The sequence below is a fragment of the Acetobacter fabarum genome (assembly GCF_011516925.1).
Taxonomy (GTDB): Bacteria; Pseudomonadota; Alphaproteobacteria; order Acetobacterales; family Acetobacteraceae; genus Acetobacter; species Acetobacter fabarum.
This window is the reverse complement of record NZ_WOTG01000004.1, coordinates 78,199-97,392: the sequence shown is the minus strand read 5'-3', so window position 1 is coordinate 97,392 and position 19,194 is coordinate 78,199. Positions and strand designations below refer to the sequence as shown.

The window sequence follows — 19,194 nt, the reverse complement described above, 5'->3', positions numbered from 1 at the left end:
TTATTTCAGATTCGTAAGTGTCTGAAGCATTTCATCAGAAGCGGTGATGACCTTACTGTTCATTTCATACGCACGCTGCGCAGTAATGAGGTCGGTAATTTCGGTCACGACGTTCACGGCCGATTCTTCCACAAAGCCCTGCCGGATGTCCCCAAAGCCCGTGCTCTGCGGTGTGCCCGTAATGGGGTCACCCGAAGAGGTGGTGGAGGTAAACAGGTTCTGCCCCATGGCGGCCAGACCGTTTTCGTTCTGGAAGGTGACGAGCTGGATCTGCCCGGCAACCTGCGCCGTGGTCTGCCCGGACAGGGTGTACTGCACCTGCCCGCTCTGATCGACAGTAATGTTTTCAGCGTTGTTTGGCAGCGAAATATCGGGGCTGAGCGGATAACCGTCTGCCGTTACGATCGTCCCGTCGTTGGAGAGGGAGAACGTGCCGTCGCGCGTATAGGCGTATTCGCCCGATGGCAGGGTCACGCGGAAGTAGCCGCGCCCTTCAATGGCCATATCCAGCGCATTGCCGGTCTGTTCCAGAGTGCCCTGCTCGTTAATGCGGTAAATGCCTGCGGTACGCACGCCCAGACCAACCTGCGCGCCGGATGGCACAAGGTCACCCGTATCCGAGCTCATGGTCCCCGCGCGGCGCAGATCCTGGTAGATAAGATCCTGGAACTCCGCCCGACGCCGCTTGTAGCCAGTGGTCGTCATGTTGGCGATGTTGTGGGAAATTGTCTCGACGTTCGTCGTCTGGGCCTGCATGCCCGTACCGGCGATATCAAGGGAACGCATCATAGGATGACAAGCCTCCGGGTGTGCCTTGCACCACGCTCACCCCAGCAACAGCACGATGATGGGAGCATGGGCGGGAACTTACATGGCCATACGCACAGCCGCTAGCTGCCACACCATGTATTGCCAGCAAGAGGTAAGACGACAGCATGGCCATTGCAAGAGGTTTTGTCTGGCCAATTCCTTACCACTTATACATTAAGCCACGTTTTGTTGTATATGCCACACATCCTCTGTTGCTGTATTATGGTCAATCCAATAGATTTCCTGCACGGAAAACCATATTATGCCCCGCATGATTCGGGGCCTGCCGTGCGTAAGCAGCCCAAACCACCCAAATCACCCGCCGGAGTCAGAAGCCATGGACAACACGACCTACATCGCCTTGTCCCGCATCAATGCGCTAACGCATGACCTTGAAGTCACGTCCAACAATCTGGCCAACGCCAATACAACGGGCTTCAAGTCCTCCCGCGAGCTGTTTTCGGATTATATCGTCAAGCAAAAAGACATTCACGGCATCCCCGGTGAACGCACGGAAGCTTACACGCAGGACCGCGCCACCTATCAGGACCACGGGCAGGGCCAGTTGCGCCAGACCGGCAACCCCACCGATTTTGCCATTAACGGGGAAGGGTTTTTTGCCGTGCAGACCACGCAGGGCGTGCGGCTGACGCGCAACGGCCAGTTCCAGCGCCGCTCTGACGGGACAATTGTGGATATTAACGGCAACCCGATCCTCAACCGTTTCCAGCGCCCCATTGTTATCCCGCGTGAGGACGATGTTCTCTCCGTTGCCTCCGACGGGACAATCTCCACGCAGGATGGGGCCATTGGCACGCTGGACCTGATGACGGTGGACAACCTGAACACCCTCCAGCCCGAGGGCAGCTACCTGCTCAAGCCCACCACCCGCACGCGGGTTCTGCCCCACAAGGAAATCCGGCAGGGCATGCTGGAAAGCAGCAATGTCAACGCTATTACGGAAACCACCCGCATGGTGGAAATCCAGCGCGATTACGACCTGAACTTCCAGCTTGTGCAGACCGAATCCACCCGCCGGACCAACGCGATCGACAAGATCACGCAGGATTCCAGCAGCTAGGCAGCTGCCTGACGGGGTGTTTTGCGCAGCGCGTTAACCTTCTAAAAACCATTGCGCCGTAAGACTTCTTTAACTGCTGCCAAATGGCTGCTATGCGTGACCAGATTTTTAAAAACGCCGTGATGGACGGACGAGGAACACAATGGATCTAGGATCAGCTCTATCAATAGCCTCCAGCGGGCTGAACGGGATTGAATACCAGTACTCCGTCGTTTCCCAGAACGTCGCCAACTCCAGCACCACCGGCTATGCCTCCGAATCGGCCAGCGTGACCTCGGCCGTTGCGGGCAATCAGGGTACGGGCGTGCGCATTGGCAAAACGGTGGTCAATGTCAGCCCCTTCCTGCAATCTTCGCTGTACACGCAGAATGCCAAGGTTTCGGCCCTGACATCCTCCTCCAATTCGCTGGCAGCGGTAGAATCCGTTCAGGGCTCCACCTCCGCCACATCGGGCGATACCCAGACCCTGTCGGACGAGCTGGGCAATGTGCAGAGCGCCCTCACCTCCCTGACCTCCACCCCGCTGGACAGCTCGGCACAGACTGCGGTCATTACGGCCGCCACATCCCTGACCGACACGATCCACACGCTGGCATCCACCTACACACAGCAGCGGCAGACGGCGGAAAACACCATTGTTTCCACCGTGTCCACCATCAACCAGAACCTCACCCAGATCGGTCAGCTTTCCAAGCAGATCATGGGTTTGCAGGCCGTTGGGTCCGACACGTCCAGCCTGGAAAACAGCCGTCTTGAGGTCATGAACGACCTCTCCTCCGAACTGGGGGTAAAGTTCACCGAAACGTCCAAGGGCGATATGATCGTCACGACCGAGGATGGCACCCAGCTGCCAACCCGCCCGGACCAGATCGGCCTGAGCAACAACACCCAGACCCTGCCCAGCAATACCTGGCCGCTCTCGGCAACCAACGGTGGCACAGCCAGCACCACCATTACCGATTCCATGTATTACAAGGCGGGTGACCCGGCCAATTCCCCCATTGCGGGCATTACGGTTGCGGATGGCACGACCAACACCTCCACCACGGATATTACGTCCCACCTGACCAGTGGCACGCTGGGTGCCAACATTACCCTGCGCGACACGACCTACCCCACCATGCAGGCGCAGCTTGATTCGTTCTCCGCAACGCTGATCAACCGCTTCAACAACGCGGGTATGTCCCTGTTCACCAACGGTACGAATACCGCGCAGTCCTACGACACGACCAAAACCACGCCTGACGGTATTGTTGGCCTGTCCTCCGCCATCAGCGTGAGCGACAGCTACGCCACCACCCCATCCCAGCTTGCCCCGGATGGCAGCATCAGCACCATTACCAAAGTACTGAGCACCACCTTCGGCACCTCCAGCGATGATGTGGACGATGGCGGTACGCTCTCTGCCCCCACCACGGGCCTGGGGCCAAGCGGGACACTCCAGACCGGGTATAGCGGCACGCAGGGGCTGGTTGCCCTTGCCACCTCCCTGACCTCTGCTCAGGGCGCGGTTATTGGCACGGCCAGCACCAACCTGACCTACGCAACCGCCGTGCAGACCACCATCAATACCAAGGTGACCAACGTATCGGGCGTGAACGTGAATAACGAAATGTCCAAGATCGTGGCGCTGCAAAATGCCTATACGGCCAATGCCAAGATCATTTCTTCCGTCCAGACCATGTTCAGCGCTCTTCTTAACGCCATCAACTAAGCCTTGAGAGAGGGAGATACTTTATTATGAGCACTTCTATCGGGCAGTATGGCGCGAGCGCTGCAAACCTTGTTCTTTCTTCCGCTGTGCAGGAACTCACCAACGCCCAGACCACTCTGGCGTGGCAGACCTCCAGCAACGGCATTACGGCAGAAACCTTTGCCGGTCTGGGCTCTTCGCGCTCCAATGTTTTTGAGCTGACGCCAAAGATCACGCAGGTTAAAGCCTGGCAGACCAACATTACCAATGCCCAGAACAGCCTGACCGTTACGGCCAGCGCACTCAAGCAGATTGTCTCGCTCGCCCAGAGCATGGCCACAAACCTGCTGAGCATTGGCGGGTCCAGCTCCACCTCCACGGTCAACTCTGTCTCGACCGAGGCAACAAGCAGCCTCAGCCAGCTGGCAACCATCCTGAACACCTCCAATGGTACGGGCTATGTTTTTGCCGGGCAGTCCGCGACTGAAGCACCGGTCAAGGACCCGTCCAGCGTTGCCAGCGGCACCACCAGCACTCAGGTTGCAGATACACTCAGCCTTCTGGCATCGGGGTCGAGCATGGACTCTGTCCTGCAACAGGCCACCTCGCTGATCAATGCGGACAGCTCCATTTTTTCGAGCACCATTTCCAGCGCCACCAGTGCCACGGATTCGCTCAGCCAGGCCAAAAGCCAGCAGACCAGCATTGTTACGGGGGACAGCACCTCCAGCAGCTACGGGGTTGTGGCCACACAGGGCAATACAAGCGATGTAAGCAGCACCTCCACCGGGTCGCCCATCAAGGACCTGATGCGGGACATGATGCTGGTTTCGGGCATGCAGGGCATGTCCTCCACCAGTGCTGGCTATTCCGACATGATCACCCAGCTCCATACCTCGCTGGTGAACACGACCAACCAGCTGATCAGCATGGAAACAGCCGTAGGGGCACAGCAGAACGCCCTGACCGCACGCTCCACCCTGCTGACCAACACGACAACAGCGCTGCAAACCCAGCTCGACAACGCCCGCACGACCGATATCGGGCAGGTGGCCATCCAGTCCGCCAACGTGCAGACCAGCCTGAAGGCGTCGTTCATGCTGATCGCGGACATGAAGGACATGTCGCTGGCCAACTACCTCTAAACCGCCAGCGCAGCTTTTACACATATCCGCAGCAGCCTGATGGTCCGCACCATCAGGCTGTTTTTTTATGCTTGCAGGGCATAAAAAGCGGACAGGAAAACCGAGGTTTTGAGCTGGGTCTTATACGCGGCCACCAGTTGGGGGGCGCACACCACCACCATAACCTCAAGCGGCTCCCCCACACCGCGCACCCGGCTTTGCGCCTGCGCCAGCAAAAACTGGTCCAGCCCACCCCGCCCCACGCAGCACAGGCAGTGCCCGCCATGGGTAGCCCCCCCTTCGGGCCCGGACCATTCCAGCACACACCGCCACCCCTGAGTTTGCGTAGGTGTAGGGGCTATACCGGCAAACACCACACCACCTTTGCCCCGCCATGCCAGCCCCTGTGGGGCGTCCTCCAGCACAAAAAGCGGCATGCGCCCGCCGCGCATTTGCGGTGGGGCACGCATGGCGGTGGACAGGGTAGCCTCTGTCTGGAATAAGGATGTGGCTTTGGCCCGTTCCTGCGGCTGAGGCGTATCCTCCCCACTATTCCGGTCTTGTGCTGTCATGTCTTCTCGTCTGCCGCTTCTTGATGCCCTGCGTGAACAGGTTCTGCTCTGTGATGGAGGGATGGGGTCCCGCATCCAGATGCTCGACCTTGATGTGCAACGTGATTACTGGGGACAGGAAAACTGCACCGAAGTCCTGACCCTGTCACGCCCTGAACTGATCCGCGAAATCCACCGTGGGTATTTTGAGGCCGGGGCCGACATGGTGGAGACCAACACGTTTGGTGCCTCCCCCATTACACTGGGCGAGTTCGGGCTGACAGACCGCACGCGTGAGATTAACCGTGCCTCCGCCATTCTGGCGCGTGAGGCAGCGGACAGCTTTGCCGATGGCCGCCACCGTTACGTGCTTGGCTCCATGGGTCCGGGCACCAAGCTGCCCTCCCTTGGCAATATTGATTACGACACCCTGGAAGCCGCCCTTGCCGAACAGACCCGTGGCCTGATTGAAGGCGGGGTCGATGCGGTGCTGATTGAAACCTGCCAGGACACGCTCCAGATCAAGGCAGCCGTCAATGGCGTCAAGATCGCGCGGGCTGAAGCGGGCGTCAAACTCCCCATTTTTGTGCAGGTTACGGTAGAAACCACCGGCACCTTGCTGGTTGGGCCAGACATTGCCGCCGCCGCCACGGTCATTAACGCGCTGGATGTGGACCTGATCGGCCTGAACTGCGCCACCGGCCCGCAGGAAATGGCCGAACATGTGCGCTGGCTGGCCGAAAACTGGCCCCGCCTGATTTCCGTCCTGCCCAATGCAGGCCTGCCCGAACTGGTAGACGGCAAAACACACTACCCGCTCAGCCCCGAAGACATGGCCACGTGGGTCGAACGCTTTGTGCACGAAGACGGCATTAACATGACCGGCGGGTGCTGTGGCACCTCCACCCCACACATTGCAGCGCTGGACGCCATGCTGCGCCGCCGGGCAGAAGCCACGGGCCGCCACCGCCCGGCCCCTGTTGCCCGTACGGCCGTGTGGGTGCCCTCCGTTGCCAGCCTGTACTCGCAGGTGCCCCTGCGGCAGGAAAACGCCTATTTTTCCATCGGGGAGCGCTGCAACGCCAACGGTTCCAAAAAATGGCGCGAACTCCAGGAAGCGCATGACTGGGATGGCTGCGTAACCGTAGGCCGCGAACAGCTGCGCGAAGGCTCCAACGCGCTGGATGTCTGCACCGCCTTTGTCGGCCGCAACGAACGCGAGGAAATGGATGAGGTAATCAAGCGCTTCACCTCCTCGGTCAACGCGCCACTGGTCATTGACTCGACCGAAACCCCGGTCATCGAGGCAGCCCTCAAGCTGCATGGTGGCAAGCCGATTATCAACTCCATCAACTTCGAAGATGGGGAAGGCCCGGCCGCCGACCGTATGGCGCTGGCGCGCAAGTTTGGCGCAGCCGTTGTCGCCCTGACCATTGATGAAGTGGGCATGGCCCGCAAACCCGAGGACAAGCTGCGCATTGCCAGCCGTCTGGTGGAGTTTGCCTGCAACAAATACGGCCTGCCCCAGTCCGATCTGATGATCGACCCGCTCACCTTTACCATCGCCACCGGGGCGGAGGACGACCGCAAGCTCGGCCAGTGGACGCTGGAAGGTATTCGCATGATCCGCGAGGCCTTCCCCGATATCCAGATCGTGCTGGGCCTGTCCAACATCTCCTTCGGGCTTAACCCGGCAGCCCGTGCGGTGCTGAACTCGGTTTACCTTGACCTCGCGGTCAAGGCGGGCATGACGGCGGCTATTGTGCATGTCTCCAAAATCCGCCCGCTGCACCTGATCGCCCCGGAAGAAGTCAAGGTTGCCGAAGACCTGATCTTTGACCGCCGGACCGAGGACTACGACCCCCTGCAGGCCCTGCTGGCCATGTTCGCGGACCGCAAGGCCTCCGAGGCGGTCAAGCGCAAACAGGCCGAAACCGCCGAAGAACGCCTGAAGGACCGCATTGTGGATGGCGACCGCAAGGGGCTGGAAGCCGACCTTGCCGAAGCCATGCAGACCATGGCCCCGCTGGACATCATCAACACCGTGCTGCTCGATGGCATGAAGGTGGTGGGCGAACTGTTTGGCGCGGGTAAAATGCAGCTCCCCTTCGTGCTTCAGTCCGCTGAAACCATGAAGGCCGCCGTGGCATGGCTTGAACCGCACATGGAACGTGCCGAAGGCCAGCAGCGTGGCACCATTGTTCTGGCCACCGTCAAAGGCGATGTGCACGACATTGGCAAAAACCTTGTGGACATTATCCTGACCAACAACGGCTACCGTGTGGTCAACCTTGGCATCAAGGTGCCTGTGGCCGACATGATCGACGCTGCCCGCAAGGAAAAAGCGGACGCTATTGGCATGTCCGGCCTGCTGGTGAAGTCCACCGTGATCATGCGCGAAAATCTGGAAGAAATCGCCCGCGCGGGGTTGGATACCCCAGTGCTGCTCGGCGGGGCGGCCCTGACCCGCAATTACGTGGAAGAGGACTGCGTAGCCGCTTACGGCGCCACCGGCCGCGTAGCCTATGCGCGTGATGCGTTTGATGGCCTGACCCTGATGGACCAGATCGCCCAGAGCGGGTTTGACGGGTATCTGGCCGCCATTCAGAAACGGCGTGAGGGCAAGGCCACCCGCAAAAACGCCCGTTCGCCAGAAGTGGCGGAAACACGCGGCTACGGCCCGGTGGACAAGGCCGAGGTTGCTACCCGCCGTGCACGCCTGACGGCGGATGAACCCCGCCTGACGCCCCCCTTCTGGGGTGCCAAGGTGCTGCAGGCCACCCCCGAGGCCGTTCTGCCCTTCCTGAACGAGCGCGCCCTTTACCAGTTCCAGTGGGGCTTCCGTAAACAGGGGCGCTCTCTGGACGAGTTTCTGGTCTGGGCACGGCAGGAGCTGCGCCCCATTCTGCAACGCATGCTCAAGCTGGCAGCGGATGAGCAGATTCTCAAACCACAGGCCTGCTATGGCTACTGGAAAGCCGCGGGCGATGGGAACGACCTTGTTCTGTTTGAACCCGATGGCACAACCGAGGCCGCCCGCTTTGCCCTGCCCCGCCAGCCCCGCGCGGATGGGGAGTGCATTGCAGACTTCGTGCGTGACATAAACGACCCCGAGCGTGATGTAGTGGGCCTGCAGGTTGTAACCGTAGGGCAGAAAGCCTCCGACATTGCCCGCGACTGGTTTGAGGAAAACCGCTACCAGGACTACCTCTACCTGCACGGCCTTTCGGTGGAGATGGCAGAAGCCATGGCCGAATACACGCACAAGCGTATCCGCGCCGAACTGGGCTTTGCCGCCGAAGACCCGCGGAACATGGAAGACCTGCTCCAGCAGGGCTATCGTGGCTCGCGCTATTCGTTCGGCTACCCGGCCTGCCCCCGGCTGGAAGAGCAGAGCAGCATCCTTAACCTGCTTGATGCAGAGCGTATTGGCGTTTCCCTGACCGATGGGGACCAGCTCCACCCCGAGCAGTCCACCTCTGCTCTGGTGGTGCTGAATAAACACGCCAAATATTTCACGATCTGATCAGCCGGGCATTGACCAGTTGGGATGGTGCAGCGCATCATCCCATAATGGTCTATTCCCGCCCGCATCTGCCGCCTCCGCTTACTCAGGAACGCAAGGACCTGTACATGCAGGTGGGGCTACACGCGACCGGGTGCACAACTGCCTTTATTGCTGCCAGACGCGCAGACCTTGTGCGCGAGAGTGCCCTGTTCCTGCAAACCCTGAGCCATATGTGGGTGCTGGACGGAGTGGATGAGGCCGATGTCTGGACCGAACTCCTGCGCCGGGTGGAAGTGTCCGAGCTGCTGCACAAGCTCAACCAGCCCCCCCACCGTAAAAAGAAAAACGGCAGCCCCAGCAGGCCATGGCGCGTTACCACAAGCAAGCTGCCATAGGCGGCGCGGGCTTTATGCGTTTTTCCCTCTTTCCCCCACCCCACTGGGGGCTGTAAGCCTGCGCTCATGGCAGCCATAGATGCACTATCCCTGATCATTGTGGCCCTTTCCACCCTGCATGGGATGTGGCGGGGGTTTACGCAGCTTGCCCTGGGCCTGCTGAGCTGGGCTTTGGCATTTGTGCTGGCTTTTCGCTTCCATACTGTGCCCACGCCCTGGCTGGCGCGGTTCATTCACTCCCCCATAGGGCTGCAACTGGCCAGCTTTGCGCTGGTGCTGCTGTTTTTTCTGGTGGCTGGTTACCTGCTGGCCGCCGCCATTGTGCGGCTGGTGCGCGCCACCCCGCTGGATGGGCTGGACCGCACGCTGGGTGGGCTGTTCGGGCTTGCGCGGGGTGTGTGCGTGGTTGTGCTGCTGTTCATGGCCGGGCAATGGCTTTTGCAGCCCGAGGACATGGAAGCCATAGAGGCCAACGGGCGGCTGACCCCTTATATTCGCTCCGCGACAACCTATATCCAACCTTATCTGGCTGAATTTGACGCAAAAGGGGTTGCGCCAAAGCGTTCAACAGGTCATGACGCCACCTTGTAATCCCCATACGGCCAGTACCAGCCATTTGCGGAGGCCCTGCGCGCTTATGCACCCCCACTCCACGCCGTCCGTTTCCCTCCCCGATCCTGTCCGTGCGGACGAGGACCACCTGCAAGAGGAATGTGCCGTCTTTGGCATATGGAACGCCAAGGACGCAGCAACCCTGACAACCCTTGGACTGCACGCCCTCCAGCACCGTGGGCAGGAAGCAGCGGGCATTGTCTCCTTCGATCCGGCTCATCACCGCTTCAATTCCCACCGTGGGTTGGGCCTTGTGGGCGATGTGTTCAGTGATTCGCGCGTTATGGCCACACTGGCTGGCACACGCGCCATTGGCCATAACCGTTACGCCACAACAGGGGCTACCCTGCTGCGCAACGTGCAGCCCCTGTTTGCCGAATTCGCCTTTGGCGGTCTGGCGGTGGCCCATAACGGCAACCTGACCAACGCTGACACCCTGCGCCGCGAGCTGATCCGCCGTGGCTGCCTGTTCCAGTCCACCACGGATACGGAAGTGTTCGTGCACCTGATTGCCATCTCGCTTTACGCCACGGTGGAAGACAGGCTGATTGACGCGCTCAAGCGGGTCACTGGTGCATACTCCCTTGTTGTTCTGTCGCAGGATGCGCTGATCGGCGTGCGTGACCCCATGGGTGTGCGCCCGCTGGTGCTGGGCAAGCTGCCCGGCGAAGGCAGCAAGGACGGCGCATGGGTTCTGGCATCCGAAACCTGCGGGCTGGATATTATTGGCGCGGAATTTGTACGTGATGTGGAACCGGGCGAGCTGATTGTCATCAATGATGACGGTATTCGCTCTCTGCGCCCGTTCGGGGACACGCAACCCCATTTCTGCGTGTTTGAATACATCTACTTTGCGCGCCCGGACTCCGTGCTTGAAGGCCTGCCGGTCTATAACGTGCGCAAGGAAATCGGGCGTGAACTGGCGCAGGAAAGCGGGGTTGAGGCCGATGTGGTCGTGCCCGTACCCGACTCCGGCGTGCCTTCCGCCATCGGTTATGCGGAGGCCAGCGGCATTCCTTTCGAGCTGGGCATCATCCGCAACCACTATGTGGGCCGCACCTTTATTGAACCCACCGACCAGATCCGGCATCTGGGCGTGAAAATGAAGCACTCGCCCAACCGCCCGATTCTGGACGGCAAGCGCGTTGTGCTGGTGGACGACTCCATTGTGCGCGGCACCACATCCCGCAAGATCGTGGACATGGTGCGTGCGGCCGGGGCGCGGGAAGTGCATATGCGCATTTCCTCCCCCCCCACCAAGCATTCCTGCTTCTACGGGATCGACACGCCAGAACGCAGCAAGCTGCTGGCCGCCCAGAACGACCTGCAGAAAATGGCTGAACTGATTGGTGTGGACAGTCTGGCCTTTATCTCGCTCGACGGGCTGTACCGCGCCATGGGGCATGAAAGCCGCAAGGCCAGCCGCTCCACCTATTGCGATGCCTGCTTTACCGGCGAATACCCCATTGCGCTGGTTGACCATGATGCGGAATTTGGCCCCGACTCAGCCTGAGCCACGGCCTGCCGCCCTGTTATAAAAAACCCCGCCAGAGGCACACTCTGGCGGGGTTTTTGTTAGGCGGTGCGCGCAGGCTGTGCCCCTTAGCGGTACACCATACCCCCATCAATCAGGATCGACTGGCCGGTTACGTAATCGGAATCGGGGCCAGCAAACCAGGACACAAGACCGGCCACATCATCCGGTGTTTCGGCCCGGCCAAGGGCTATGCCGTCCACGAACTTCTTGTACGTCTCACCCACAGGAGCACCGGTCAGCTTGGCGAATTCCTTGTCAATTTCCACCCACATATCCGTCCCCACCACACCGGGGCAGTAGGCGTTTACGTTAATGCCGTGGCAGGCATATTCCTTGGCCGCAGCTTGCGTAAGCCCACGCACCGCAAACTTGGTGGAGGAGTAAACGCCCAGCATGGCGTACCCTTCGTGCCCGGCAATGGAGCAGGCGTTAATAATTTTGCCGCGGCTTTTGCGCGCAATAAACTTGGCCGCAGCAAGCTGGATGCCCCACAGAGTGCCTTCCACGTTAATGCGGTAAATGCGCTGGATTTCCTCAGGCGTTACATCCGCCAGCGGCTTGATCTGGGCAATGCCTGCGTTGTTGACCATAATATCAAAACTGCCCAGCGTAGCCTCGGCATGGTCAATCGCTGCCGCTACCTGCGCGCGGTCGCCAATATCGGCAATAAAGCTGGTGGCCTTGCGGCCCAGTGCCTCGATTTCCTTAACCACACCTGCCAGACGATCCTCGCGGATGTCCACCAGGGCTATGTCCGCACCGTCCTTGGCCAACCGTAGGGCTATGCCACGGCCAATGCCTTGCCCGCCGCCGGTAACCAGCGCCACTTTTCCTGTAATGTCCGCCATGAGAACCTCTCGCATGTGATGAGAAACGAGGCGAGCGTAGTGCAATAACAAAAAAAAGCCATCACCAAAAAAACAGCCCCCGCACGGCACATGCGGGGGCTGGCATAAAACACCAGACAGGGGCCGGAGCACCCCTTATTTGCGGTGCCCCTGCGCGGAGGAGGGAGCAGACTGGGCTGCATCCTGCGCCGCAGCGGCGGCCGTGGCATTGGGGGCATCGGGCGGGAGCAGGCGGATCTGCCCGGCCGCCACATCCGCCAGTTGGCCCAGAAGCTGGCTAAGGCCCTGCACCATGCTCATGGTGCTGCCACCGGCAGGGCCACTCAGGCTAATGCGCTGAAGCGTGCCCTGCCCGTAAGGTGCCCCCGCCGCCGCAGGCTGGACCGAGAGCATGGCATCCAGTTCCACATGACCAGACGGCCCGGTGGAAAAGCGGCTGACCGAAAGCTCCACATAAACCTGCGGGTCCGCAGCAGCGGCATCGTTTTCCACAAACACGCCGGTACCGGGCAGGCGCTGGGCCAGATCCCCCGCCAGTGCGTGGCCGATCTGGCTGGCAAGGGAATCGCTCCACGCATCGGTGCTGGAAACGCTCAGCCTATAACCACTATCGGCCGTAACAATGCGGTCACGGTCCAGGCCGGAGGCAATGCTGGGCAGGCGCACCTCCACAAAGCGCGGGCCACCAGCCTGTGCCTGCCCCGGCACAACTGCCAGCGTGTAAAGCGAGGCCCCACTGCTGGCACAGCCTGCAAGGGTAAACGCCATAAGCCCCAACGAGGCCCCGCCGACCAGAACGTTGCGGCGGCAAAGACCAGCCCCAGCCAGTCCGTAAGGTTTAACGCGAGCCATGATCTTATCGTCCCGATATGAGCGCAGAGGGGTGGTTGGTCAGGAAGTCGGACAAAAAGCGCAGGGAACGCGCGGTTTGTCCAAGCTGGATAACCATGGCCTGAAGGCTGCGCTTGAAGTCGCTGTTGCCCCCATAGCTGGCCAGCAGGCGGTTGGCGTTGTGGAGCATCTGGTCCAGTTGCTCGGCCATGGCAGGCAGGCGCTGGCTAAGAGGTGCCAGACCTTTTTGCAGGTCCTGCGTTAAAGCCTGAAAATGCTGCATGGACACACGCAGGCTGGCCAGAGACTGCTTAACATCCGGGCTGGTCAGCGTTTCGTCCGCATGGGCCAGCAGGTTGTTGGCGTTGGTGCCAATCTGCTCAAACGGCATGGCCGCCAGACGGTCGGTTACGGTGGAAAGCGATTCCATAATCCCGCTCATACCCCCCGGCTGACCGGGGATAACAAGCGTTGTGCCCTCCATGCTGGTAGTGCCCTTGCCTGCGTTCTTGACAAAGTTGAGCGAGATCAGCCCTTCCCCCGTCAGCAGGCTTGCGCTGTCGGTGGAGGCCCGCAGGCCGTTGGCCACCAGTGTCCGCAGCATGGCCGTAACCTCCTCGTGCGAGAGTTCCTTGGAGGTCATCACCCGTTCGGGCTGGATTTCCATGCCAATACGCACGCGCGGGTGGCCGGGGGTGGAGGTCATGTCCAGTTTAACACTGGTCACGTTGCCCACCTGAATCCCAAACATGCTGACCACAGCCCCCGGAGCCAGCCCCTTGACGGAGGAGGTCAGGTACGTGGCAACGGGAACACGCTCATGGTACCCGGCGTTCTGGGCATCTTCCTCGCTCTCATAGAGCTTGAACACGGTATTGGCCTCAGCCATGGGCAGGTCACGCTGGAGTTTGCCCTCCTCCAGCGGGGGCAGGCCAAACGCCACCCCACCGGAGAACAGCGCCTGAAGGGACTGCAACTGAACCTTGAGCCCACCGGCCCCAAAGCCCACCTTAACGCCCGAGACGTTCCAGAACCGTGTGCTCCCATTGAGGTAATGGTCGTAGGGTTCCTTGACAAAAATCTGGATCAGCACCGGCCCGCGCCCACCGGGCGGCATGGTGTAGCCCAGCACTTCCCCCACATCCACATCGCGGAAAAAGACAGGGGCCCCCTGCCCGATTGAACCAATATTGTTGGCCACCAGCGTATAGGTCTGACCCGGCTGGTCCGAGCGCATGCCCGGTGGGGCTTCAAGCCCTTCAAACTGGTCCATGTGCTGGCCAGAATTATGCCCGCTTTCATCCAGCCCGGGGTCAAAGGCGATGTACGCGCCAGACATCAGCGTTTCCAGCCCGGTAATACTGGCCCCGTTAATGCGGGGGCGCACAACCCAGAACCGTGCCTTGTCGGTCAGCATGTCATTGGTGCCCTTGTTCATGCGAATAAGCACACGAACATGGCGCAGGTCGGGGGTGAGGGAGATGTTCTGCACCGTTCCCAGCACCACGGACTTGTTCTTGACCTGTGTCTGCCCACTGGTCAGGCCATCGGCGGTATCAAAGATAACGGAAATTTCCGGCCCGTTATCCATAAAGCTACGCCAGACCAGAAAGCCCGCGATCAGTACCGAAATAATGGGAATAACCCAGATAATGGAAAACCGGATCCTGCGCACCAGCGCATCCTGATTGTCACTTTCACCATGTTTTGGAGAATTGTGCCTGTCGTTCACGCCCTGTCCGGCTCCATATTGTTCAAATACGCGGCAGTTGTCTGCGGCGCGGGGGCGGGTGTTGCCCGCCCGGCAAGGCCGCAATCGGAGGATGTCTCATTGTCGCCCACCACGTCCCACATAACGCGGGGGTCAAACGCATGCACCGCAAAAATGGTCAGCACCACCACGGCGGCAAAGCAGACCATGCCCCCATTGGCGGTAATGCTGGCCATGCTGTTAAAGCGGACCATGGCCACCAGAATGGAAACCATGAACACGTCAATCATGGACCACCGGCCAATAATGTCGATCACCCGGTAAAGCTTGGTCCGTGCCACCAGCCAGCGCTCCGAGCGCCGCCATGTGGTAAAGAGCATGAACAGCAGACCAAAAATCTTGAGCACGGGCACGGTTACACTCGCAAACAGCACCAGCAGCGAGAGCGGGATCATCCCGTCCTGCCACAGCTCCACCGCCCCGGCTATAATGGTATGCCCCGTGCCCCCACCCAGGCGGATGACGGTCATGACCGGGTAGATATTGGCTGGCAGGTAAAACACCACGGCAGAAATAAGCAGTGCCAGCGCGCGCATGCGGCCATTGGACTTGCGCCTGCGCACCACATGGCCACAGCGCGGGCAAAAGCCCAGAGCCTCAGTTGTGGGCATGGCCTCGTCAAACGCCAGCACAGCCCCGCAGGACAGGCACGATGCCATGTGCGAAGGCGGCGGTAGAGGGGTGTGGCGCGCCACACTCTCGCATGTCAGGCGGACGCGCCTGTTATCCATGCGGCGCAGGCTGTGGTCTGTCTGCCTGCGTTCCCAGATCAGCTCCGTATCCAGCGTGGCATCCGTGGCGGACATGGTCAGCATCAGGCCCGAGACCAGAAACACCGCAGCCCCGATCTGCACATAAGCCAGATCGGACAGTTTGGTGTACGCCACGAACACGCCCAGAATATACACCTCCACCATGGACCACGGGCGCAGGCGTTCGTACCATTTGAGCAGATGCGGCACCCAGAAGGGCAACCGGGGCTGCAACGCCCCCACCAGAATGGACAGCATCATGCCAATAACCAGACCGGGCACAATAATGGTGGCAATGGCCACCAGCACGCCAACCTCGCCCCAGCCTTCGTGCAGCAGTTCAATCGGGCCGGTCAGGATATTGACCGTGCGCTGGCGGCCGTACAGGTCCAGCATCATCAGGGTTGAGGCCAGCATGGCAAGGTAGAGCGCAGCCGAACTGATGCAAAAAGCCAGTGGCGTTGCTATGGGGGATGTGCGGTTACGCCGGTCCAGCAACTGGTTACACCGGCAGCAGCGCGCCTGTGTACCGGGGTTAAGCTCTGGCAGAATCTGGTAATGCCCGCAGCACGGACACTCCACCACCCCGCGCAAAAGCCGGACGTGCCGTTCCTCATCAACCGGGACATCCCGGCCGGGGAACAGAGCCTCCCGCAGCAGGGCCATGACTTGCGTTGCGTTCATCACTTCTGTTCTTAATACCAACCGCCCCCCCTGTAACTGAAAAAACCGTATGGCACCCCTGCCATACAGACCTGCGCCCAGCGCTTTTGTGCTCCGCCCCCCAAAGCAAAGAAAAAAAAACCGGCCCACACCGGAATATGGGGGAGAAAAGCCCCCTTTCCTGCCGTAATGGATGTTGCATGCTCTGAATGATCATGATAGTCAGCCTACCGCACACACTGCTGTGCCCGCTTAGCTCAGTTGGTAGAGCACATCATTCGTAATGATGGGGCCGATGGTTCGAATCCGTCAGCGGGCACCACCTTTTTCCCTAAATTGTCATATGCTTTGCTGCACGCCACTGGCGCGTTTACAGCGTTACGCAGGCATGCCCGCATGACCAAAGCACCAGACGACGCACATCCCGCGTGCTCCGCAGGTGCCTCCAAAAAGCGGGAGAGAGCAAACTCTCCGGCAGATAAGCCAGACAGGCACCTTTACCCGCCCCCATCGCCCCGATGGCGAGATTTAGTGTGGTGTTTTATCCACCGCCGGAGTGTCCAGCGTGTAAAGGCTGATCGCCATGGCGTGGCCGTTGGAATAGTTCAACCCTGCAACCGTGCCACGGCTGAACGCCTTTGGTGCTTCCGCGCCCAGTGCTTCCATAAACGCCTTGCGTTCACGCACATCCACAAGGGCTGCGGTGCAGGCCGGGTGGTCGCGCATGGCCTGTGCGGCCTGTGCGGGGCTCCCCAGCACCACCTTGCCCCCGATCAGGAACACCAGACTGGGCTCGGTAAAGGAAACGGAATAAACCTGTGTCTGCGCGCAGGGTTTATGCGCCTGCACCAGTGCTACCAGACGGGGTGCCAGCCAGATGCTGCGCAACTGCGGCACCACAACCGTAAACAGCCCCACATATAACAAGGCCGCTGCAACACAGCTGCTCAATGCTGCATAACACAGTTCCGCCCGCCAGATCTGCCACACCGCCAGCCCGACCAGCGGCAGAACGCCACCCGCCAGCACAAGGGCGGGAACACTAAACTGGCGCTCCAGCGTCCACAATAAAAGTGGCCCTGCTGCAGCCAGCACACAGCCGGCAAAACCCCACAAAACGGCATAGGCCCCAAGCAGCAGACGGCCCCAGCGGGTTTGCGGGCCGTTCCGCCACACCACACCACTTTGCGCCAGCAGGCCCGCACTCAGTATGGCAATGGCGGGATATGTGGGCAGCACATAATGGGGCAGCTTGGTTGCTATGCTTTCAAACACAACCCAGTGCGGCACAATCCAGCACAGCAGGTAACGCACCGGCAGAGTGCGCCGCTCCCGCCATGCCTGCGGCAGCACACTGGCGGCAAAGTAGGAACCGGGCCAGAATGCGATCAGGAACACAAGCAGGTGGTAGCCCGGCGGCAGGCCGTGCGCCTCCTGCCCGGACGCCACCTTGCCCAGGAAGTTCCCCCCCACCGCGCGCCGGAAGAACTCGCCATGGCTGACCACCCCAATGGCCACGCACCACGGCAGCACCACAGCGGCAGCCACAAGCCAGCCCCATGCCGGGCGCAGCCTGCGCCACAGGTCCAGATTACGCTCCACCCAGCCCATGGCCAGCGGCGTTGCAAGGGAGGGAATAAGCACAACCGGGCCTTTGAGCATAAGCCCGCAGCCCACAGCGCCCCAGAACAGCAGCGCCGTGCCCGCAGGTGTGCCGCGTGCTGCCTCCCTGTCTGCCAGTGCCCGCACCAGCGCGTACTGGGCCACCAGCACACTGAGCAACAGGCACGAATCAATCGTGCCCATACGGCTTTCCGCCGCCACCAGCACCGAGGCCATCAGCAGGACCGCAGCCCCGACCCCGGCCATGGCCCCAAACAGGCTGGCCCCCATTATGGCGGTCAGCACCACCGCTCCGGTCATGGCCAGCAGGGAAGGAATACGGTACGGCCACACCGTGCGGGCATACTCCATGCCCACGGCCTTAACAGCCATGGATTCCAGCCAGTAAATACCGGCGGGCTGAAGGTAGCGCGGCTTGTCCTGAAAGCGCACATCTATGTAGTTGTGCGTCTCCAGCATCTGGGCCGATGCTTCCATGTAGCGTGGTTCATCCCGGTCAAACGGGGGAGTTGTCATGCGGCCGGGCAGAAACAGCACAAAAGCCGCCAGACCGATCAGCACCAGCACACGCCACGGCAGGGAACGGGCCCCGCGTGCAGGCCCTAGCATTCATCAACCGTTCTGGGCAGCCGGGTGCGGTTACGCAGCCACATAACACCCAGCAGGTCCCGCACACCCACGACAGCACGGTTGAAATTAGTATATTTGGACTGCCCATGCAGCCGCGGCCGATGCGAAACCGGATGACACACCAGAGGCACCCCATAAGAGGCAAAAAAGGCGGGCATAAACCGGTGCAGGCCCTCAAACTGGGGCAGGCGCAAAAAATCGGCGCGCTGAAAAATCTTGATCGGGGCACCCGTATCCGGGCAGTGGTCCTGTAGCAGCCTCTGGCGCAGGCCATTGGCAAAGCGCGTGGCAAAGCGGCGGGACCAGCCATCCTTCCGTTTGGCACGCACCCCAACCACAAGCGGGGGCGTACCCTGTGCCGCCCGGGCCAGAGCCACCAGTGCCACCAGTTCACGCGGGTCGTCCTGCCCGTCCCCATCAATCGTGGCAATCCACGCGCCTTTTGCCGCGGTAATGCCCGTACGCAACCCGGCGGACTTACCACAGCACCGATCGTGCGAGAGAATGCGCAGGTTGGGCAGGCAGTCCTGCCGAAGCTGGCGCAGCACGGCCACCGTGTTATCCCGGCTGCCGTCGTTTACAAACACGACTTCCGATGGAGGGAGGCTCTTGCAGGCTTCGGCCAGTTCGCGGCAGACCTGTGGCAGGTTATCCTGCTCGTCCAGAACAGCAATAACGATGCTCAGCACGGGCTGAACATCGTTTGCCTGCGACACAGAGGTTTGCACCGTTTGTGTCATACATATGCACCCTGAAGGGAGATGG

General features: G+C 60.6%; 15 protein-coding genes and 1 tRNA gene. 8 read left to right on the top strand and 8 right to left on the bottom strand.

What is annotated here, in order from left to right; all coding sequences use genetic code 11:
* Positions 1-789: a flagellar basal-body rod protein FlgG gene (gene flgG, locus GOB83_RS07365; protein WP_086646096.1), complete on the bottom strand. Its 789-nt coding sequence runs from the start codon at positions 787-789 to the stop codon at positions 1-3.
* A gap of 358 nt (positions 790-1,147) precedes the next feature.
* Here flgG and flgF point away from each other — a divergent pair, with 358 nt between their 5' ends.
* The 3 genes from flgF (at position 1,148) to GOB83_RS07350 (ending at position 4,729) form a co-directional block, all read left to right on the top strand.
* On the top strand, positions 1,148-1,891 hold the full coding sequence (flgF, locus tag GOB83_RS07360) for a flagellar basal-body rod protein FlgF (protein ID WP_086646177.1): 744 nt from the start codon (positions 1,148-1,150) through the stop codon (positions 1,889-1,891).
* 142 nt (positions 1,892-2,033) lie between these two features.
* Complete coding sequence (flgK, locus tag GOB83_RS07355) at positions 2,034-3,605, top strand: flagellar hook-associated protein FlgK (RefSeq protein WP_095349709.1); 1,572 nt, start codon at positions 2,034-2,036, stop codon at positions 3,603-3,605.
* A 26-nt stretch (positions 3,606-3,631) separates the two neighbouring features.
* Positions 3,632-4,729 (top strand): flagellin, encoded by a 1,098-nt coding sequence (locus GOB83_RS07350; RefSeq protein WP_086646098.1) that lies wholly within the window; start codon positions 3,632-3,634, stop codon positions 4,727-4,729.
* 65 nt (positions 4,730-4,794) lie between these two features.
* On the opposite strand, the gene GOB83_RS07345 is transcribed toward GOB83_RS07350, so the two are convergent.
* A complete protein-coding gene (locus GOB83_RS07345; protein ID WP_165925665.1) occupies positions 4,795-5,280 on the bottom strand; it encodes a hypothetical protein in 486 nt (161 codons plus the stop codon).
* Here GOB83_RS07345 and metH point away from each other — a divergent pair.
* The 4 genes from metH to purF all read left to right on the top strand — a co-directional run bounded on the left by metH (position 5,279) and on the right by purF (position 11,287).
* Positions 5,279-8,785 carry a methionine synthase gene (metH, locus tag GOB83_RS07340; RefSeq protein ID WP_095349706.1) on the top strand — a complete coding sequence of 1,169 codons (3,507 nt, stop codon included), beginning with the start codon at positions 5,279-5,281 and terminating at the stop codon, positions 8,783-8,785. The two genes, GOB83_RS07345 and metH, sit on opposite strands and share 2 nt — an antisense overlap.
* Before the next feature lie 47 nt (positions 8,786-8,832).
* Positions 8,833-9,162 (top strand): phosphoribosyl-ATP pyrophosphatase, encoded by a 330-nt coding sequence (locus GOB83_RS07335; protein WP_233129093.1) that lies wholly within the window; start codon positions 8,833-8,835, stop codon positions 9,160-9,162.
* Between the two features lie 66 nt (positions 9,163-9,228).
* Positions 9,229-9,753 carry a CvpA family protein gene (locus tag GOB83_RS07330; protein WP_095349705.1) on the top strand — a complete coding sequence of 175 codons (525 nt, stop codon included), beginning with the start codon at positions 9,229-9,231 and terminating at the stop codon, positions 9,751-9,753.
* Between the two features lie 46 nt (positions 9,754-9,799).
* On the top strand, positions 9,800-11,287 hold the full coding sequence (gene purF, locus GOB83_RS07325; protein WP_086646102.1) for an amidophosphoribosyltransferase: 1,488 nt from the start codon (positions 9,800-9,802) through the stop codon (positions 11,285-11,287).
* Positions 11,288-11,376: 89 nt separating this feature from the next.
* Here the strand turns inward: purF and GOB83_RS07320 are convergent, their stop codons facing one another.
* From GOB83_RS07320 to GOB83_RS07305, 4 genes are all read right to left on the bottom strand, one after another.
* A complete protein-coding gene (locus tag GOB83_RS07320) occupies positions 11,377-12,159 on the bottom strand; it encodes an acetoin reductase (protein ID WP_095349704.1) in 783 nt (260 codons plus the stop codon).
* 135 nt (positions 12,160-12,294) lie between these two features.
* Entirely contained in the window at positions 12,295-13,011 is a 717-nt protein-coding gene (locus GOB83_RS07315; protein WP_165925664.1) for a PqiC family protein, read from the bottom strand.
* A gap of 4 nt (positions 13,012-13,015) precedes the next feature.
* Positions 13,016-14,722 carry a PqiB family protein gene (locus GOB83_RS07310; RefSeq protein WP_086646104.1) on the bottom strand — a complete coding sequence of 569 codons (1,707 nt, stop codon included), beginning with the start codon at positions 14,720-14,722 and terminating at the stop codon, positions 13,016-13,018.
* Positions 14,719-16,197: a paraquat-inducible protein A gene (locus GOB83_RS07305; protein ID WP_086646105.1), complete on the bottom strand. Its 1,479-nt coding sequence runs from the start codon at positions 16,195-16,197 to the stop codon at positions 14,719-14,721. Before GOB83_RS07305 ends, GOB83_RS07310 begins: the two co-directional genes overlap by 4 nt.
* Before the next feature lie 225 nt (positions 16,198-16,422).
* Between GOB83_RS07305 and GOB83_RS07300 the strand changes: the two genes are divergently transcribed.
* Positions 16,423-16,498 (top strand) — tRNA-Thr (locus GOB83_RS07300).
* A 206-nt stretch (positions 16,499-16,704) separates the two neighbouring features.
* On the opposite strand, the gene GOB83_RS07295 is transcribed toward GOB83_RS07300, so the two are convergent.
* Both GOB83_RS07295 and GOB83_RS07290 read right to left on the bottom strand, forming a co-directional pair.
* Positions 16,705-18,408 (bottom strand): ArnT family glycosyltransferase, encoded by a 1,704-nt coding sequence (locus tag GOB83_RS07295; protein ID WP_165925663.1) that lies wholly within the window; start codon positions 18,406-18,408, stop codon positions 16,705-16,707.
* The gene (locus tag GOB83_RS07290) at positions 18,402-19,169 is read right to left on the bottom strand and encodes a glycosyltransferase (protein ID WP_086646108.1); all 768 of its coding nucleotides are present in this window, start codon (positions 19,167-19,169) and stop codon (positions 18,402-18,404) included. Before GOB83_RS07290 ends, GOB83_RS07295 begins: the two co-directional genes overlap by 7 nt.
* Between the last annotated feature and the right edge of the window lie 25 nt (positions 19,170-19,194).

Bases quoted from the DNA above. Each gene is read 5' to 3' on its own strand.
- flgG (WP_086646096.1), bottom strand. From the start codon at position 789: ATGATGCGTTCCCTTGATATCGCCGGTACGGGCATGCAGGCCCAGACG.
- flgF (WP_086646177.1), top strand. From the start codon at position 1,148: ATGGACAACACGACCTACATCGCCTTGTCCCGCATCAATGCGCTAACG.
- flgK (WP_095349709.1), top strand. From the start codon at position 2,034: ATGGATCTAGGATCAGCTCTATCAATAGCCTCCAGCGGGCTGAACGGG.
- GOB83_RS07350 (WP_086646098.1), top strand. From the start codon at position 3,632: ATGAGCACTTCTATCGGGCAGTATGGCGCGAGCGCTGCAAACCTTGTT.
- metH (WP_095349706.1), top strand. From the start codon at position 5,279: ATGTCTTCTCGTCTGCCGCTTCTTGATGCCCTGCGTGAACAGGTTCTG.
- GOB83_RS07345 (WP_165925665.1), bottom strand. From the start codon at position 5,280: ATGACAGCACAAGACCGGAATAGTGGGGAGGATACGCCTCAGCCGCAG.
- GOB83_RS07335 (WP_233129093.1), top strand. From the start codon at position 8,833: ATGGTCTATTCCCGCCCGCATCTGCCGCCTCCGCTTACTCAGGAACGC.
- GOB83_RS07330 (WP_095349705.1), top strand. From the start codon at position 9,229: ATGGCAGCCATAGATGCACTATCCCTGATCATTGTGGCCCTTTCCACC.
- purF (WP_086646102.1), top strand. From the start codon at position 9,800: ATGCACCCCCACTCCACGCCGTCCGTTTCCCTCCCCGATCCTGTCCGT.
- GOB83_RS07320 (WP_095349704.1), bottom strand. From the start codon at position 12,159: ATGGCGGACATTACAGGAAAAGTGGCGCTGGTTACCGGCGGCGGGCAA.
- GOB83_RS07315 (WP_165925664.1), bottom strand. From the start codon at position 13,011: ATGGCTCGCGTTAAACCTTACGGACTGGCTGGGGCTGGTCTTTGCCGC.
- GOB83_RS07305 (WP_086646105.1), bottom strand. From the start codon at position 16,197: ATGAACGCAACGCAAGTCATGGCCCTGCTGCGGGAGGCTCTGTTCCCC.
- GOB83_RS07295 (WP_165925663.1), bottom strand. From the start codon at position 18,408: ATGCTAGGGCCTGCACGCGGGGCCCGTTCCCTGCCGTGGCGTGTGCTG.
- GOB83_RS07290 (WP_086646108.1), bottom strand. From the start codon at position 19,169: ATGACACAAACGGTGCAAACCTCTGTGTCGCAGGCAAACGATGTTCAG.